Origin of the sequence: Aequoribacter fuscus, from assembly GCF_009910365.1 — a bacterium.
GTDB classification, from domain to species: Bacteria; Pseudomonadota; Gammaproteobacteria; order Pseudomonadales; family Halieaceae; genus Aequoribacter; species Aequoribacter fuscus.
This window is the reverse complement of the sequence record NZ_CP036423.1, coordinates 1,658,580-1,677,199: the sequence shown is the minus strand read 5'-3', so window position 1 is coordinate 1,677,199 and position 18,620 is coordinate 1,658,580. Positions and strand designations below refer to the sequence as shown.

Genomic DNA, 18,620 nt, shown 5'->3' with positions numbered 1-18,620 from the left:
CCTAGGCAAATGCCCGAGTATTGATACACTCTAGAGCGTCAACAATAATACGGAGAAGTCGAATGCGCGAGTACACACAATTTTATATCAATGGTGCGTGGGTAGATCCATGTGAGGCGCATGTCTGTGATGTGATAAACCCGGCGAATGAGCAGGTGGTCGGTCGCATAAGCTTGGGCAGTGACGCCGATGTCGATCGAGCTGTTGCCGCCGCCGAGCGCGCCTTCGAGTCTTACTCTGAGTGGTCTGTCGAGCAGCGAATGGCTTTGCTAGGTCGTATTGTGGAAGTGTATCAAGCCCGCTATGCGGACGTGGCAGAGGCAATTCGCCTCGAAATGGGGGCGCCAGCGACCCTTGCCGTCGAGGCCCAGGCTGGTGCAGGGCTCGCGCACATCGCGGAGGCTCTGAATGTCTTGCAAACATATGCATTCGAAGAGGACCACGGAGAGCACAAGGTGGTAAAAGAGCCCATCGGGGTCTGCGCGCTGATCACGCCATGGAATTGGCCGGTCAACCAAATTGCCTGTAAAGTGGCGCCCGCGCTGGCGACTGGCTGCACGATGGTTCTGAAGCCCAGCGAAGTCGCGCCCTTGTCCGCTGTCGTTTTTGCGGAAATTTTGCACGAAGCGGGTGTCCCCGCCGGAGTATTTAACTTAGTCAATGGCGATGGGGCTGGTGTCGGCACCGCCTTATCGAAGCACCCTGACGTTGATTTGGTCTCGTTTACTGGGTCGACGCGTGCTGGGACCTTAATCGCTCAGAATGCGGCACCGACGGTAAAACGTGTCACGCAAGAGTTGGGCGGAAAATCCCCTAATATTATCCTGCCGGACGCCAACGTTGAGGAAGCGGTCATCCGCGGCGCCATGCACATGTTCCACAACACGGGGCAAAGCTGTAATGCGCCGTCTCGCATGTTAGTTCACCGTGATCAAGTGGCCGAGGCCGAGGCCGCTGCGGCAATGGCTGCAGGAATGGTGGTGGTGGGTGACCCTGCTGACGAAGCTACCAGCATGGGACCGCTCGTCAGTCAGGTGCAGTTCGACCGTGTACAGAGCTTGATCGCTAAAGGGATTGAAGAGGGCGCTAAGCTGGTCTGCGGTGGTTTGGGTCGACCTGAAGGTTTAGCGTCGGGTTATTTTGTCAAGCCAACCGTATTTTCGGATGTGTCTAACGACATGACCGTTGCCCGCGAGGAAATTTTTGGTCCTGTATTGGTGATCATTCCCTACGATACCGAAGACGAGGCGATTCGCATTGCGAACGACACGAATTACGGTTTGGCAGGTTATGTACAGAGCGGTGACCTTGATCGGGCGCGGCGTGTGGCGCGTAAAATACGGGCTGGCAACGTGAAGATCAACGGCGCATCCGGTGGACCCAATATCCCATTTGGCGGCTATAAACAGTCGGGAAATGGACGCGAATGGGGCGCTCATGGCTTTACAGATTATCTTGAAATCAAAGCCATTGAAGGTTTCGCGACGACTTGAAAAATTAGAGGATACGACGAGCATGAAATTCAGAAGGACCTTCGATGTTAGGTGGGCGGCGATACTGGCCGCTCTGATGACGCCACCCTATATTTTTGCAGCGCCTGGGGTGGCAACTGATTCCGATGCGGAAGAAGCCGACAGCCCATTGCATCAGATGATCTGGCAAGGTCCCACCGAGACAGTGGAATTCACCACTGATGAGGGAACATGGCTGAATGTGGATGTCAGTCCCGACGGCACCCGAATCGTCTTTGATATGCTTGGGGACCTCTACTTGGTGCCAATCGAAGGTGGTGAGGCACAGCGTCTCACGACGACTCTAGCGCAAGAAGTTCAGCCGCGGTTTAGCCCCGACGGAACTTCACTGACCTACATTAGCGACGCCAATGGCGGAAACAATATCTTTGTTATGGATTTGGCCTCCAAAGAGGAGCGACCCATCACAACCGAGAAATTCCGCTCGCTCACAAACCCTCGCTGGCATCCCAATGGCTCTGGCATTGTCGCGCGCAAGCATTTCACTGGGTCGCGCTCCTTGGGCTCGGGAGAGATGTGGTTTTATCATCTTGATGGAGGAAGCGGGGTACAGCTCACCACGAAACGTAATGAACAGCAGGACGAAAACGACCCTGTGTATTCACCCGACGGTCGTTATCTGTTTTACACACAAGATGCGACTCCGGGCCCCTATTTCCAGTACAACAAAAATCCTCATGAGGGTATTTATGTCACTCGACGTTTGGATCTGGATACAGGTGAGAATATCGCTTTGTTGGGCGGCCCAGGTGGTGCCGTTCGTCCAGAGCCATCGCCGGATGGGCGTTACATTGCTTATGTGAAGCGCATCCAAACAGACTCTGTGCTGATGCTTTACGATCGTCGCACGGGGCAGAGTAAAGCACTTTATCGAAAGCTAGATCATGACCAACAGGAGGTGTGGGCACTGTTTGGCCTATACCCCAATTTTGCTTGGACACCAGACAATGACTCGATCGTGTTTTGGGCGGGGGGTAAGTTGCACCGCATAAACGTCGAATCGAAGGCGGTCGTGGGAATTCCCTTTACTGCGTCAGTTTCTCAAGTGTTGGCGAAGACCACGAAAGCAACCCCTAAGGTAGGTGTCGACGAGGTAACATCGATGATGCTGCGCGATTTTGCAACATCACCGGATGGCCGCTACGTCGTATTTCATTCGTTGGGGCATCTCTATTACGCCGACGTACAGAACCCGAAACCAAAACGGCTGACAAAACTCGATGGGTTTGAGTACGCACCTCAGTTTAGTGCAGACGGCAAGTACTTAGTATTCGCACATTGGCAAGACGGCGCCTATGGCTCGATTTATCGCGGCAGCTGGCGTGGGGCAAAAGGTGTGTCGGGGCTTGCAAAAATTACGAGCGAGCCGGGTCATTACCAACATCCCGACGTCAACAATCAGGGCGCGGTTGTCTATCAAAAGCAGACGGGCAATTCGTTCAGAGGTTTACTCTACGGGCTGGAGCCTGGCATTTACGTCAGCGACAACAAGGGTGAGGCTCGAAGAGTATTACGTGAGGGCCGAAAACCGATTTTCCTGAATGACGACTTGATTGCCTATGAGCATGGTGGCGGCGACAAGCGGTTTATCAGTACAGTGAAACGAGATGGTACACAGCAGCGCACGCGCTATAGCTTAGGTTCAATTAGCGAGTGGGCGATCGACCCTGCTGGCGAGCACATAGCCTATCGAAAAGATTTTAAAGTCTATGTTGCGCCCATTGTGTTATCGGCTAAAGAACAGCCTCTAGGTGGTTCCGAGCTGTCTTCGATCCAAGCCTCGAGTGGCGCCGGACGCTATCTGCATTGGTCGTCTCAGGCCTTGCATTGGAGCTTGGGGTCAACCTACAGCAGCTTGTCCATGACCTCTTCTGAAGCGAAGCCAACCGAGCAGACGCTAGAACTTACCTTCCCTGTATCGCGTTCAGATGAGCTTATCGCCTACCAGAATGCCAGGATAATCCCCGTCGTCGGAGCGCCCATCGAGCTCGGGACTTTGCTGGTGCAAGGCAACAAAATTGTTGCGATTGGCGATTCTGATGCGGTTGAAGTTCCCGTGGATGCGATGGTCATTGATGTCTCCGGCAAAACCATTGTGCCGGGTTTTATCGACACCCATGCTCATCACAGTGGGCACTTTTACTCGTCCCCTTTGCCCGAGACCAACGCGAGTTACCTCGCGAACTTGGCATTCGGCGTTACCACGACACACGACCCATCGAGCAACACTGAGACGGTGTTTTCCTTGGCTGAATTACAGCGCGCTGGCACGCTCATAGGTCCAAGAATTTTTTCTACTGGCTCGGTGCTCTACGGCGCTAAATCTAACTCGTATGTCGACATACAATCGCTGGACGACGCTCGCATGCATCTCAAACGTTTGCAGGCCCAGGGTGCGTTCTCAGTGAAAAGCTACAATCAACCGCGGCGCGAACAGAGGCAATGGATTATGCAGGCTGCGGCAGAGCTTGGGATGTCCGTCTATCCCGAGGGTGGGGCGACGTTCTACAATCAGCTGACCCACATCCTTGATGGTTCGACGGGGCTGGAGCACAACTTGCCCGTGGCGCCCTTGTATGAGGATGTCTTGCGATTGTGGCAGGGTGCTCCGCACGTTGGCTATACGCAGACCTTGGTAGTCAATTACGCAGGGCTCAACAGCGAATACTATTGGTATCAAGATTCCAATGTTTGGGAGCATGAACTGCTCGGGCGCTATACACCGCTGGCCGAGTTGACCGCGCGTTCTCGGCGGGTGGCACAGGCAGCCGAGGACGATTACTTTTTTAAAACAGTAGCAGCGAGCGGTAAAGCCCTGCAAGATCGCGGCGTGCTCGTAACGGTTGGAGCACACGGTCAGTTACAAGGTCTTGGCTATCACTGGGAAATGTGGTCGTTAGCTGAAGGGGGAATGACGCCGGAAAAAGTGCTGCAAGCCGCTACCATTGATGGCGCACGCTATTTGAACATGGACCGAGAAATCGGCAGTTTGGAAGTGGGTAAACTCGCGGATTTTGTTGTTTTAAACAAAAACCCCTTGGACGATATACGCAACACGGACAGTGTTGCTATGGTCAGTATCGATGGACGCTTATACGACAGTTCGAGTATGAATCAAGTCGCACCCCAAGCAAAAGAACGAGGCGCACTGTGGTTTGAACGCGAGGGAGCCAATGCGCTATGGAATGCTGAGAACTGGGGCATGACGCGCCCAGAAGAAGACTTCCCGATCTGCCCGGCGCACGTGCCGACGCATTGGTAGAGCTCACAAGGCTCTGTTGATTCAGAGCCTCTTTTATCCAAGCTATCGGGCCCGCACGCCTGTAATAGAACTAAGGCAAAATTTTTTTGAGGTTTAACATGGCAATACAACATTTTGCAGGGTCTGCTTCAACGAAAATTTGTTTTGCTCATGCAAACGGTTATCCACCGGGGAGTTATCGGCCCCTGCTTGAAGCCTTGGCCGATTTTGCATCTGTGTACACTTACGATCACCTACCTCTAAGAATGCCGGAAGGTCCTTACAAAGGGGTGAAGTGGGGGCATTTTGCCGACGATTACATCGCACAATTGCAGCGCGCTTTTGATGAGCCCGTGGTGTTGTTGGGTCACAGCCTAGGTGGAACCGTTTCAATGTTAACCGCGGCACAGCAAAGTCACCTCTGCTCACGCCTGATATTGCTCGACCCAGTGTTCATCCCCCCTAAGTTGCAGCTCGCCATGCGCTTATTACCACGGTCCAAACGCCAGCAGATGCCGATGGTACGCAAGGCTTTACGACGCCCTAATTTTTTTAGTGATTACACCGAGGCTTTTCAGTTTCACCGCAAGGCCAGAGCCTTTACCAATTTTAGCGATGACGCGTTGTGGGGTTATATTCGCGCGGGCTTTGGCGAGCGCGAGGACGGTGTCGCCCTCAGATTTTCGCGCGAATGGGAAGCCGAGATTTACATGTCAGCGCCCTGGGTTTGGTCAAAACTCAAGCGTCTTAGTATCCCTACGTTAGGGCTGGTGGGCGAGCAAAGTGACGTGGTTTACGAGCCCGTGATTCAGCGTTGGAAGAAGACTCAGAAGGGCGTCACGATTGTGCCGATGCAAGGTGGACACCTGTTTCCGCTCGAGTCGCCGGACGCTGTTGTACCCTTAGTGCAAGAGTTTAGCTTAAGTTAATGTGCTGGGTCCGCGATTTTGGCCCTGAAACTCGCTCAATACTGCAGTAAGCCGGCAAGTGCCACTGCGATGAGTGCGATACCAATCCATTGCATAAAGCGCTTTGGCTCGACTTTCAGTGAATACTGATGGAACTTAAGACCCAATACGTGCCCGATCGCAGCGGCTGGAAGTAACCATAGATGTGCTTGCCACTGCAGATCGATACCCGCTGCGGCGAAGGCGACTAGCTTGATCGACACTAAGATAAACCACAAAGCAAATAAAGTATCTCGAAGCTGTTCCCGTGGAAGTTCTCTTGCCATTACAGCGATAATCAGCGGTGCCCCAATCAGTGATGTCCCCGAAACATACCCTCCCAAAATGAGAAAGACCCAATCCAGGAGAGGGTGATTTGAGACGAAACTCTTCTGTAAAACGTAGCTCAATCCATAGATCAAAACGATCGCGAAAATAACGTTAGTAATGACATCGTTGGGAAGGCTTATCACCCCAAAAACGCCGAGGAGTTTGGGGATGATGGTGATGGCCAAGATTTTTCTGAGATACAGCCAGTTGATATTCGACTCAAACGCGGGTTGTTGCCCGCGCGCCAGATCTTTTATCCAAGGGTGAGCAATAGTTAACGACGAGAACACCAATAAATGCACCGACACTAAGGGTAAAAAGACCAGGGGTTTATCGTGAATCAAGAGCAAAAAGGGTAAAGACAGAACGGCCCCACCAAAACCCAAACCGGAGCGCACAAAGCCTGACCAGATAAAGACAAAAAAGATCGCAATAGTTTGCCAGAGTGCCAGAGCTTCCATCGCCTAAGCGCCGTTCTCGAGTGGTTTATCGCGTAGCATGAGGTATTCATCGTGAAAGTGTGACAAGCGTTCAAGCATACCATACCCTAGCGGCTGCTTTACTGTGGAATGTTGGCGATGATGAGAAAATTGGCACTGGCGCTGTTACTGAGCACAAGCGTCGAGGGTTTTGCAGCTGAAACGAAGCGTATAGGGTCGCTCGAGTTCGAGAAGTGCATGGCTGAAGGTGAGCGCTCGGTCTATCCCGCGTGGTGCGCCACTTTAACCGTGCCCGAGAATCACGACAAGCCAGAGGGCTCAACGGTCGATTTGGCCTTAACTTGGATACCCCCTCGCGGTGATAGTGCGGATAGTATGCCCTTGGTTTTTCTTGCGGGTGGGCCGGGGCAGGGCGCGCGCGCCTCTTTTCCTTCCATTCGGTCTGGGCTGTCTAGAGTCGGAGAATTCGCACCGATCTTACTGATGGATCAGCGAGGGACGGGCGAATCACAAGCCCTTGATTGTCCCTTCAGTGAAGAGGATGTTGGGGCTTTAGATGCCAATGATCGCGAGCTGGCGCAGCGATTAGCCAGGGACTGTATAGAACGCCACGCCGGTCGGGCTCTGGCGCATTACACCACGGACGACGCCGCCACGGATCTCGAGTTGGTTCGGCAGGTCTTAGGCTTGAGTGCATTGAATGTCGCGGGCGTATCTTACGGCACTCGCTTGGCTCAACGCTACGCCGCTTTGTATCCCGATCAAACTCGCAGTTTGGTGTTGGATAGCCCTGTGCCGTCAAATCTAGTATTGCTGAGTGAGCACGGGCGTAATTTAGACGCTGCGATCTCTGCGCGCTTAAGTGCCTGCAATGAAAACCCTGAGTGCTACGCCAAGCTTGGTGATACGCGTTTGGTGCTCGATGAGTTGTTAACCCAGCTCGGCCAAGCGCCGATAGAAACCCGCTACCGACATCCAAGAACAGGCGAATATCGAACGACCTCTGTCGATCAGAACCATTTGATCTCGGTATTTAGGATGCTGAGTTATCAGCCTTCAACGGCGGTGATGTTGCCGACTTTAGTGGCCAACGCCAAACGAGATGGATTTGCCGATATTTTGGCCTTGAATCATATCGTGGTCGAGTCAATGCAAGAGGCCATTAGCCACGGCTTGCAGCTGTCGGTGATTTGCAGCGAGTCTATTCCATTTCTTACAGAGCAGGACAGGGACGCTGAAGCAGATACTTTGCTCGGGGCGCAGCTAATCGAGTTTTCGCGCTCTCAATGTGAGGTCTGGCCGCAAAAGCCGGTAACCGACGATTTTCATTCTCTTGCAGCGCATGATATTCCTACCTTGGTCGTCACTGGCGAGCTCGATCCCGTGACGCCACCGCGTTATGGCGATGTGATTGCCGCCGGGTTGCAAAATGCCCAACACATCAGTGTTAAAGGCGAAGGGCATAGCGTGTTAAATGTGGGATGTTTGCCGAGACTTGTTGCTGACTTCGTCGAAACCTTAGCATTTCAGGAAACCGAGTGCATCGACAACAGACAGAGCCTGCCGGTATTCACAGGCGTTTACGGCTGGGAGCCATGAGATGATTGAGATTAACAAAGTGGCAAAGTCATTTGCGTCAAAAAAGGGAACCATCGAGGCCGTAAAATCTGTGTCACTGACGGCCCGTGACGGCCAAATTACGGGCCTGCTCGGACCTAATGGAGCGGGAAAAACAACGACCATGCGCTTGTTGTACGGGTTACTGAAGCCGAGCCGGGGTTCGGTACGGGTTGACGGTGTTGATATTCAAGAAGACAAGATAGGCGTGCGCCGACGGCTCGGGGTATTGCCTGATACGCGTGGTTTGTATCCCCGCTTGACAGCGCGGGAGAACGTGGCCTATTTCGCTGAACTGAATGGTTTGAGGCCGAGTGATTACGAACCCGAGCTAGAACGCCTGATCGACAGTCTAGACATGGCGGACTTCATCGATCGACGCTGCGAGGGCTTTTCGCAAGGGCAGAGAACCAAAACGGCGATCGCGCGATCCGTGATTCATCGCCCCCAGAATATTGTGTTGGACGAACCGACGAATGGATTGGACGTTATGACGACACGAGGTCTGCGTCGCTTCTTACTCAACTGTAAAGCGGAGGGGCGTTGCGTTGTGCTGTCTACGCACATCATGCAAGAAGTCGCGGCACTGTGTGATCATGTGGTGGTGATCGCGAAAGGCGAAGTAATGGCTCAGGGTTCACCCGAGTCCCTGAAAGAGCAAGCGCAACGAGACTCTCTCGAAGACGCGTTTGTACATTTGATTGGCTCGGAAGAGGGGCTCATGTTATGACCTTGATACTGACGGTGATGCGCAAAGAGTGGCGCGATTTGATGCGCGATCGGCGCACAGTACTGATTGGGTTGGCCATGGGTGCGTTGCTGGCACCAGCCCTCATTATCGGTATGAACGCGTATGCCGCTGAAAAACGCACCAAACAACTCGAATCGGTGCTGAAGTTGCCGGTAGCCGGTGCCGAGTTCGCGCCAAATCTTGTGACTTGGCTAGAACAGAGAAATGTCGATGTTGTCGATCCTCCCGCAGATATTGCCGAGGCGATCGAGGCGCAAGAACACGAAGTCATCCTTGAAATTACCGAGAATTATCCCGCGCAATGGTACGCGCAGGAAAACGCTCGGGTAAATGTTTACTATGACGGCTCTCGAGAATCTGCCAGAGTTGCAAGAGCGCGGATAGACGGAATGTTGAGCCAGTACAGCAGCCAAAAGGGGCGTATGAGAATGCTCAGCCGAGGGGTTGATCCTGGGTCCGCTTCGGCGCTGCTCGTGGTCCGTAACGATCTAGCAACCGAGGCCAGTCGGGCAGGTCAAGCTTTGTTGTTTTTGCCGTATTTTTTGATTCTGACGGCCTTCCTAGGCGGCGCCTATTTTGTGATTGATGTGACTGCCGGTGAACGCGAGCGCGAGTCTCTGGAGAGTTTACTCTTGGTGCCTGCGGCGGCGTGGCAAATCATGGTCGGTAAGATCGGTGCTTGCTTGGGGTTTGGACTGATGATGATCACGGTAGCGTTGTTGGCTTTCAAATTGAGTTTCAGCTTCGCCCCGAATCTCATTGTTGAAATGAAACTCAGTTGGTTGGCAACAGGGGCCATTGCTTTAAGCTTAATTCCAATTGCCTTGATAGGGGTTTCATTGCTTACCTTGCTCGCTGCGAACGCGAAAACCGTGAAAGAAGCGCAAAGCTACATGAGTGTGCTGACCTTGCTGCCGATCATCCCTACGTTTGCCCTGATGATTAATCCCATTAAGACGCAGTTATGGATGTATGCCGTGCCTTTTGTGTCACAAAATCAGTTGATCATGGCTATTCTGCGTGGCGAGGCGGTGGGCGCATTGGAGTTGGCGGTATACGCAGTCTCGCAACTGGCAATCGCAGCAATCATTCTGAGCCTTGCAGCTTGGCGTTACTCCAGTGAGCGCATGGCACTGGGACGTTAGCGCTTTTGTTCCACCCAAAGTCGCGTATGATGCCATGTCGTTTTTGTTGTTGAGCAAACTGCATGTCTGAACGCGGCTTTCGGGCCATTTTTAAAGAGCTCTCTGTATTAGCTTTACCGATCGTAATTTCGCAAGGTGCTTATGCCTTTATGATTTTCACCGATCGTTATTTTATGGCACAGATAAGCGCCCAGCATATTTCCGCATCGATGTCAGGTGGCGTCACCTCGTTTGTTACTTTGTCTTTGTTTTTAGGCATCATTTCTTACGCCAACGCTATGGTGGCGCAGTTCTCTGGCGCTGGGCGATACAGTCAGTGCAGTAAAGTGGTTACGCAAGGTCTGGTTTTGTCGGTTGCTGCGTTTCCGATACTCTTGCTGTTAACCTTTCCCGTCACCGAGCTCTTTCGCTGGGTCGGCCACGCTGAAGAGCTCGTTGCGCTCGAGAGCGCTTATTATAAGGTTCTGATTTACGGTGGGGTTTTCAGCTTGGCGAAGGCCGCTTTGTCGTCTTTTTTCAGCGGCATTGGACGCTCCTGGGTGGTCATGGTGTGCGATGTGACGGGTGTGCTGATCAATATTGCGCTCAGCTATGCTCTGGTGTTTGGGCATTGGGGATTGCCGGCTATGGGGATTACCGGTGCAGCGCTTGGTACCGTCATCGCCACAGCGATCACGTTGATTCTTTTTTTGGGTTTTTACTTTCGCCCAGCCATTGCCCAGCTCTACGGTGTCGCTCAGAGCTGGATGATTGATATGGGGATTCTGAGAAAGTTTGTTCGCTATGGGTTTCCGTCCGGGCTTGAATCGTTTATGAACGTTGTGACGTTTAACTTGTTCATGCTGATGTTTCAGAACTACGGTACGCGCGAGGGTGCAGCAATGGCCATCGTGTTTAACTGGGATCTGATGTCATTTATTTCGATGATTGGTTTGCATATTGCAGTGATGAGTTTAGCCGGGCGCTATATCGGCTCGGGTGAGTCACAGAATCTGAACAGAGTGATCGCAGCAGGATTTAGCATCGCCCTCACAGTTGCAGCGATTTTCGCCATTACCTTCGCCACCTTGGCTGCGTCGTTGGTCGGCGTTTTTGACACAGGTTCAGAGGATTTCGAGCAAATCAGCGTCTTGGCGGAGGCAATGATGCTAGGCCTAGCGTGCTACGTGATTGCTGACGGTATCAATTTGGTAGCATCGGGTGTGCTCAGAGGGGCGGGCGACACGCGTTGGCTCATGTTTGCGTCGGTCTCCGTCCATTGGGCTATGCTGGTGGCGCAAGTCTTTATTATTAAGATCTGGCAACTGGGTCCAATGGTCTCTTGGTGGACCTTTGTGGCGATGTTGGTCTGCCTAGCTGGGCTCTATTTGAGCCGATTACGATGGGGGGCATGGCGCTCGCCCGACCGACTCGCTAAACTGGTGAGCGAACATCATTAAACCGATAAGGATACTTATGACTACTGGCTATCAATTAAAATCGTTACTGACCGCTGAGGGCGAAGCATCGCTCTATTTTGAGGCAAAAGACTTTTCAGACTTGGCTTCAGACCAAGTGCTGATTCAGGTGGAGGCGGCACCGATTAATCCGTCGGATCTCGCATTATTGACAGCGCCGATGGATTTAGAGTCGCTGACCTCGTCGGGCTCTGGGTACGAGACTAAGATTAGTGCCAAAGCCAAGCCTGGCGCCGTACAGTTTTTTGCTGCGCGATTGGGTATGGCACTGACAACCGGAAACGAAGGTGCGGGCACCGTGATCGCGGCGGGTGACTCAGAGGCTGCACAGGCGTTGCTGGGCAAAAAGGTGGGCGCATTTGGTGGCGGTATGTACGCACAGTATCGCGTCGCGAATGTCATGGAATGTTTGCCCTTACCGGAGGGTGCGAGTGCTGAACAAGGTGCGTCGAGTTTTGTTAATCCGATGACTGCACTGGGCATGATTGAGACCATGAAAATGGAGGGGCACAGTGCCATTATTCATACGGCCGCGGCTTCTAATTTAGGGCAAATGCTGAATCGTTTGTGCTTAGCCGATGGTATCCCGCTGATCTGTGTGGTCCGTTCCGAAACACAGAAAACACTGTTAGAAAGTCAGGGCGCACAGTGCGTGCTTAACAGCCAAGATCCTAATTTCTTTGCGGATCTTACGGACGCTTGCGATCGTTACCATGCGACGCTCGCATTCGACGCAACGGGCGGCGGCACGCTTGGCAGTACCTTACTCAACGGAATGGAGGCCGCCGCCGCGAGGCACTTGACCGAATACAATCGCTACGGAAGTGATCGATTCAAGCAACTGTATATTTACGGCGGGTTAGATGTCAGTCCAACGACCCTACATCGCGGCTTTGGTTTTGCATGGTCGATTAACGGCTGGTTGCTACCGCAGTTCCTTGGACGCGCTGGCATTGAGGTCATGATGCGAATGCGAGCGCGCGTCGCGGCCGAACTAACCACCAGCTTTGCCAGTCACTATGCCCATCGCGTGTCATTGCCGGAGGCACTGTCTCTGGACTTGGTGCGTGAATACGCGAGCCAAGCGACTGGTGTAAAAACACTGATACAGCCTACTCACGAGGGATAATCATGATTCGGCGTGGCTTGATCCTGTTGTTGGCGAATTGCTGCTTCGCGGTGTCGTCACTTGCGAGTGATGATACGTTGAATGCCGTAATCGATGAACACTGGGCGTGGGTGGTAGAAAATTCCCCGGAATACGCAGTATTCATGGGTGACACGCAGCGTGCTGGTGAGTGGGATGATGTGAGTCTCGAGGCCCAAGCCCGCGAGGATCAAGCGCTCGCTGGTTTCGAACAACGGTTGGTTGCTATCGATGGGGCCTCACTGTCTGCTGAGGCTAAATTGAATAAAGAGCTATTGTTGCTCCAGATTCAGAATCAACGACGCGGCTACGAATTGGGTTTTCATTTGATGGGAATCACCATGCGTGGTGGGCCTCAGTCACTCTTTACTGCGGCGGAGACGCTGCCGTTTCAGACGAGAGACGACTATGAGCTATGGCTGCAGCGTTTGGAGAGCCTGCCCACTAGGCTTCAACAAGAGCAGGCAATACTGGAAGAGGGTATTCGCCAAGGTCGAGTACAGGCCAAAGTGATTATGGAGCGCATTCCCGCGCAGCTTGCGAAAATTACCCAAGTTCGATTGCAAGACAATCCGTTTTACGAGCCTTTTGTCGCCCTAGCCGGGTCGCTTTCTCATGCCGAGGCTCAGGCCTTGACGGAGCGGGCAGAACGCGTGGTGAAGGATGTCGTGGTGCCTGCTTATCAAAGGTTCGAAGCATTTTTCAACGAGCGTTACCTCCCGGCGGCTCGAGCTGATGTGGGTGTGGGTAGTCTCGCCAACGGCAAAGCCCTATACGAGTTCGCGGCGCAGCGTTTCACGACAACGAATCTCACCCCGCAACAAATTCACGATATTGGCCTAGCCGAAGTCGCACGTATTCGCGCGGCGATGGAGGAAGTCATCACGGAAGTGGGTTTTGATGGGGATTTGCAGGCCTTTAATGCGTTTTTGAGGACCGATCCTCAGTTTTACTATGACAATGCCGACGACTTGTACGATCAGTACCGAGTCATTTCGAAACGCATCGATCCGGAATTAGTAAAGTTGTTTGGGCGCTTGCCTCGCATTCCTTACGGGGTGCGGCCTATACCCGAGCAAATTGCCCCGGATACGACCACCGCGTATTACATGCCACCGGCAGCGGATGGGTCGCGAGCGGGTTATTACTACGTAAATTTATACCGCCCCGAGGTGCGTCCAAAGTTTGAAATGGAAGTATTGAGTGTGCACGAGGCAATGCCCGGGCATCATCTGCAGATTGCGCTGGCCCGAGAGCTTGAGGGGCTGCCTATGTTTCGAAAGATAGGGGGCGCCACCGCATTTGTCGAAGGCTGGGGTCTGTATTCTGAGCGTTTGGGATACGAGCTGGGGTTGTATCAAGACCCTTACTCTCGCTACGGACAATTAGTGTATGACATGTGGCGGGCGGTTCGTTTGGTGGTGGATACTGGGATGCATTACCTGGGCTGGAGCCGGCAAGAGGCGATCGATTACTTTATGGCGAACGCTGCTAAGACCGAGGCCGATATTATTAACGAGATCGACCGCTATATCGGTTGGCCGGGTCAGGCGCTAGCGTACAAAATCGGTCAATTAAAGATTTTGGAACTGCGCGCCAGGGCCGAGCGGGAGTTGGGCGATCGTTTTGATATTCGAGCGTTCCACGATCATCTGCTGGGCGCCGGCGCGCTACCACTTAATTTGCTTGAGCAACGCATGAATGCATGGATGGCCGATGATTAATCGGCCTGTTTCTCACCAAACAAATCTTCCGTGATGTGGTACAAGCTCGGCACCAAAAACAGCGTGATCACTGTACCCACTAACACGCCGAACGCCAGGGAGATCGCTAGCGGCACGAACATGTGCGTCGCGGCATTGGTGTCGAAAACCATGGGCAATAGGCCAATGAAGGTGGTCATACTGGTCAGGAGAATAGGGCGGAAACGCACTACGCCTGCACTGACCAATGCTTCAGCAAGAGGTGCGCCAGAGGCGCGCTGTCGGTTCACGTAGTCCACCAAGACCAAACTCGAATTCACCACAACGCCAGAAAGTGCAACAATGCCTAGGATGCTTAAAAAGGTCAAATCAACGCCCATGACAAAGTGTCCAAAGATGGCGCCGATCGCCCCAAAAGGAATAACGCTCATAATCACAAAGGGTTGCAAGTACGATTGTAGCGGGATGGCTAAAAGTGCATAAATGATCAGTAAGGCCAGCAAGGCGTAGGCGCCCAGAGAACTGATCGATTCAGCGCGATCAGCCGCTTCCCCTGCCAGGCCGAAACTGACGCCGGGATGAGACTCTAATATTGTTGGAAGCCGGGTGCCCAGGACCTCGGACAGTACCTGTTCTGGCGTGATTTTATCGCGCAGCACCTCGGCCGTGACGTTGATGACTCGCTGCCCATCGACGCGCGAAATAGTCGTGAAACCTTGGCCGATCTCGATCGTGGCGACATCAGAGAACGGAACCTCTGCACCATCGGGTGTGCGAATAAACATTTGTTCGATTGAGCCAAAATTGGCGCGCTCCTCTTTGGGGTATCGGACCATGACGCGCAGATCGTCTTTGCCACGCTGAATACGTTGCGCTTCGTAGCCATAGAATGCGTGACGGACTTGTGCTCCGAGATCACGTAAAGTCACCCCGTAATGGCGCGCCTCGGGTTTAAGATTGAGTTTAATTTCTTGCTTCCCTGAGCGAAACGTATCGGAAATGTCGACAACGCCTGGGTATGACGCTAACACCGCTTTGAGCTCTTCGGCGACTGATTGCAGTTCGATAAAGTCGCGTCCTAACAGCTCGATATCGATCGCTGCACCGATGCTAAAACTGCTGGCTGATATTTTCATCTCGACGAGATCAGGAATGGTGCCCGTGAGTTCGCGCCAGCGATTCGCATAGACGCTCACAGGTGTACCTTTGTAGTCCGAGGGAAGGTTAAGATGTATGCCTACTTCGCCAATATTGCTCTGTATCGGGACGCCCATCTCAATCGACCCCTTGGGTAATTTTGTTCCGACGGCAGTGTAGACCTTGGAGAATGAGTCTTGGCCCTCGACGAGAGGAATAGCGTCTAATTCGTCCTTGAGTTGCTGGGCGGAATCCTCAAGTCGCTGAATCACCGCTTGGGTTGTTTCAATCGGCGTTCCCTCCGGCATCACCACCGAGGCATAAATGCGAGTGCTTTCAACGGCGGGGAAAAACTGAAACAGAATGCGCCCAGACAGCAGTGCGCCAAGCGCAACAGTCAGTACCGCAATACCCACAGCGAGTGTGGAATAGCGATAGTCGACTGACAGGCGTACTGCCGGTTTAAACGTATTAACGGCAAAATCATCAAGAGTATCCGAAAGACGTGTTTGAAATTTTTGCCACGCGTTTTTTTCTTCTCTCGGCTTGGCCATACGGCGATGCGCTAGGTGGTGTGGAAGGATGAGTTGAGACTCAAAAATGCTAAAAAATAGAGCGATGATAACGACGGCGCCAATAACGACGAAAAAGCCCCCCAATTCTCCGGGGATATTCATAATCGGAATAAAGGTTGCCATAGTGGTTAAAACGCCGAAAATCACTGGCGTCGACACTTCGGTAGTGCCATCGACCGCCGCCTGTAGGCGGGGTTTTCCCATCTCTTCGTGTGCAAAAATGCGCTCACCCACCACAATAGCATCATCCACCAAAATCCCAATAACCAAAATAAAGGCCATGATGGACATGGTGCTGATGGCGATATTGATACCCGGAAACACCGCGAGAGTGCCCAGTAGAGCAATCGGAATACCTGCGGCAACCCATAAGGCCAGTCGAAACTGCAAGAATAACGCGAGCACGATGAGCACCAAGACAAGGCCGCTACGCGCGTTTTTGACTAGGACCTCTAAACGATCCGTCAAATCAGCCGATTCGTCTTTCCATATTTGCACATGCATGCCCTCTGGGAGGGTGGGTTCTAGCTCAGCCAAATAGGCTTTGACCGCTTCCGCGATTTGAATCGTATCTTCCTTGCCCACGCGTGAAACCATGATTGACATGGTTTGCGCACCATTGAATCGCGCACTCATGTCGGCGTCGACAAAGGCATCCCTGACCTTGGCAATTTCGGCGATGTTGACACGTCTTCCGTCGCGATCGGCTTTGACGATAATGTCTTCGAATTCCTGGCCTCTGTAGGCTTGGCCTTGAGTACGCACCAAGATTTCACCGCTGGGCGTATCCAACGAGCCGCCCGGCAGGTCTAAGCTGTTGGCGCGAACGGTTTGGCCGATTTGCTCTAGGGTCAGGTCAAACTGGCGGAGATTCTGCTCAGGTACTTCGATTGAAATTTCAAAATCCCGGTTGAAGTTCATATCAACTTGAGAGACACCCGGAAGCGCAGCGATATCATCACGTATCGTCTGGGTGAGCGCCTGCAAGCCTTGCTCTGTCGTATCGCCATAGACCACTAAATGCAGCACGTTGGCGGTGACGGTAATTTCTGAGGTGATAGGACGCTCGGTCTCTGCGGGAAAAGAGTCGATGGCATCCACTTTACTGCGAATATCATTCGCCACTTTTGTTCGATCCACACCCTCGACCAGCTCTGCGAGAATCGAGCACATTCCCTCGGCCGCTGTGGAGCGAACTGTGTCGACACCTTCAGTACCCTCGAGCGCTTCCTCGACTCGAATGCAAACGGCGGACTCTACCTCCTGCGGCGCGGCTCCCAAGTAGGGTATCCGAATCGAAACAGCATCAACCTCTACCTCCGGAAACTCTTCGAGGTATAACTGTGGCAGCGCGAGCGTACCCGCGGCGATTAGAATCATCATCAGTAGGTTGGCGGCAACCCGATTGTGGATGAACCACGTGATAATTGAGTTCATTGTGCGTCCATCATGACCGGCTCAACACGCATACCGTCGACCACCGTCCGACCCGCAGAGACGCAAACCAGACTCTCTGGGGTAAGTCCCCCCTGAATGACCACGTCATCGTGCTCGAGCCGGAGAATATCGACGTTTTTCAGCCACAGTTGGTTGTTCTCATCGACGGTCAGAATTCTGTTTCCAGGCGCGAGACTGCTGCGGGGCAAGCGGTAGGCTTGCTGCGGAAATACACCCTCTATTTCCGCTTTTACAAAGAGCCCCAGCGGAAACAGGGTGGGATCGTTGCTATCGATTGGTAAACTCGCTACCGCAAATATTTGTCGAGTAGCGGAGTCAATTTGAGCTTCTGTTCGGATAAGTTCAGCCTCGCGGAGCCATTCTTGCCCCGCAAATTCACCACTCAGCGTCACTATAGGACGTTGCTCTTTTGGAATTATCCCGCGCGTTGAGAAAGGTAAATCCAGATAGGCCAATTGATCTCGAGCGATAGGTAAACGCACTTCATAGGCGTCGAGCGCGATCAGCTCGGCTACCCGTTCGCCGCGATTGATGAACTGTCCGACATCGAGTGATTCGTTTTCAATCCGGCCGCGAAAGGGCGCTTTGACTTGGGTACGTTCGAGCGTTAATTCAGCCTCTTGCCGCGCCACAAGGGTTGCCTGCTGCTGCGCTTGGGCTCTGGCAAGCTGCAGTTGCGCTTGTTCAAAGGCTTGGGTGCTAATGAGGTTTTGTTCTTTCAGCTCTTCTGCCCGTTTGAAATCGCCTTGGCTAATTTTGAGGTCGATCGCTGCCTGTTGCTCGCTTGCTCGAGCTCGCTGTAGCGCGAGACGAGCATCAGTATCGTCGATACTGAACAAAACGTCGCCTTGTTCGAATGCGCCTCCGCGTTGGAATCGGTCAGAAATAGCGCTAACTCGCCCTGCGACTTCAGCCGCGAGAGTGATGCGGTGCGCCGGTTCAACCGTTCCCTGCGAATCGATGATTAAAGGTTCATCGATCAGAGTGGGGTGAATAACCGATACCTTAGGTGGCACCCGAGCGGGTGGACTATCGCTCACTTGATTGGGGTTAAGCACCAACGCTGCCGCTGCTACGACGCCTCCAATCACGATAATCACTGGCAGTAAAATCTTTCGGTTCAAGAGTGTCTCCTTGAGC

General features: G+C 53.0%; 12 protein-coding genes. 9 read left to right on the top strand and 3 right to left on the bottom strand.

The genetic code is table 11. From position 1 onward, the window contains the following. Positions 1 to 62 precede the first annotated feature (62 nt). From EYZ66_RS07545 to EYZ66_RS07535, 3 genes are all read left to right on the top strand, one after another. A complete protein-coding gene (locus EYZ66_RS07545; RefSeq protein ID WP_009576500.1) occupies positions 63 to 1,493 on the top strand; it encodes an aldehyde dehydrogenase family protein in 1,431 nt (476 codons plus the stop codon). 22 nt (positions 1,494 to 1,515) lie between these two features. Beyond that, positions 1,516 to 4,794, top strand: a complete 3,279-nt coding sequence (locus tag EYZ66_RS07540) for an amidohydrolase family protein (protein WP_009576499.1) — start codon at positions 1,516 to 1,518, stop codon at positions 4,792 to 4,794. 98 nt (positions 4,795 to 4,892) lie between these two features. Beyond that, a complete protein-coding gene (locus EYZ66_RS07535; RefSeq protein WP_009576498.1) occupies positions 4,893 to 5,702 on the top strand; it encodes an alpha/beta fold hydrolase in 810 nt (269 codons plus the stop codon). Positions 5,703 to 5,737: 35 nt separating this feature from the next. Here the strand turns inward: EYZ66_RS07535 and EYZ66_RS07530 are convergent, their stop codons facing one another. Continuing rightward, the gene (locus tag EYZ66_RS07530) at positions 5,738 to 6,511 is read right to left on the bottom strand and encodes a TSUP family transporter (protein WP_009576497.1); all 774 of its coding nucleotides are present in this window, start codon (positions 6,509 to 6,511) and stop codon (positions 5,738 to 5,740) included. A 117-nt stretch (positions 6,512 to 6,628) separates the two neighbouring features. Between EYZ66_RS07530 and EYZ66_RS07525 the strand changes: the two genes are divergently transcribed. From EYZ66_RS07525 to EYZ66_RS07500, 6 genes are all read left to right on the top strand, one after another. Continuing rightward, a complete protein-coding gene (locus EYZ66_RS07525; protein ID WP_040816959.1) occupies positions 6,629 to 8,089 on the top strand; it encodes an alpha/beta fold hydrolase in 1,461 nt (486 codons plus the stop codon). Position 8,090: 1 nt separating this feature from the next. After that, the gene (locus EYZ66_RS07520; RefSeq protein ID WP_009576491.1) at positions 8,091 to 8,837 is read left to right on the top strand and encodes an ABC transporter ATP-binding protein; all 747 of its coding nucleotides are present in this window, start codon (positions 8,091 to 8,093) and stop codon (positions 8,835 to 8,837) included. Beyond that, positions 8,834 to 10,003 (top strand): ABC transporter permease, encoded by a 1,170-nt coding sequence (locus EYZ66_RS07515; protein WP_009576489.1) that lies wholly within the window; start codon positions 8,834 to 8,836, stop codon positions 10,001 to 10,003. The genes EYZ66_RS07520 and EYZ66_RS07515 overlap by 4 nt, the downstream gene beginning before the upstream one ends. Positions 10,004 to 10,065: 62 nt before the next feature. Further along, positions 10,066 to 11,442 carry an MATE family efflux transporter gene (locus tag EYZ66_RS07510; RefSeq protein WP_009576482.1) on the top strand — a complete coding sequence of 459 codons (1,377 nt, stop codon included), beginning with the start codon at positions 10,066 to 10,068 and terminating at the stop codon, positions 11,440 to 11,442. 16 nt (positions 11,443 to 11,458) lie between these two features. Then, a complete protein-coding gene (locus tag EYZ66_RS07505) occupies positions 11,459 to 12,589 on the top strand; it encodes a zinc-binding dehydrogenase (protein WP_009576481.1) in 1,131 nt (376 codons plus the stop codon). A gap of 2 nt (positions 12,590 to 12,591) precedes the next feature. Continuing rightward, positions 12,592 to 14,331, top strand: coding sequence for a DUF885 domain-containing protein (locus tag EYZ66_RS07500; protein ID WP_040816958.1), 1,740 nt, complete (start codon positions 12,592 to 12,594; stop codon positions 14,329 to 14,331). On the opposite strand, the gene EYZ66_RS07495 is transcribed toward EYZ66_RS07500, so the two are convergent. Further along, positions 14,328 to 17,459, bottom strand: a complete 3,132-nt coding sequence (locus EYZ66_RS07495) for an efflux RND transporter permease subunit (RefSeq protein WP_009576479.1) — start codon at positions 17,457 to 17,459, stop codon at positions 14,328 to 14,330. The genes EYZ66_RS07500 and EYZ66_RS07495 overlap by 4 nt on opposite strands. After that, on the bottom strand, positions 17,456 to 18,604 hold the full coding sequence (locus tag EYZ66_RS07490; RefSeq protein ID WP_009576478.1) for an efflux RND transporter periplasmic adaptor subunit: 1,149 nt from the start codon (positions 18,602 to 18,604) through the stop codon (positions 17,456 to 17,458). The genes EYZ66_RS07495 and EYZ66_RS07490 overlap by 4 nt, the downstream gene beginning before the upstream one ends. Positions 18,605 to 18,620 lie beyond the last annotated feature (16 nt).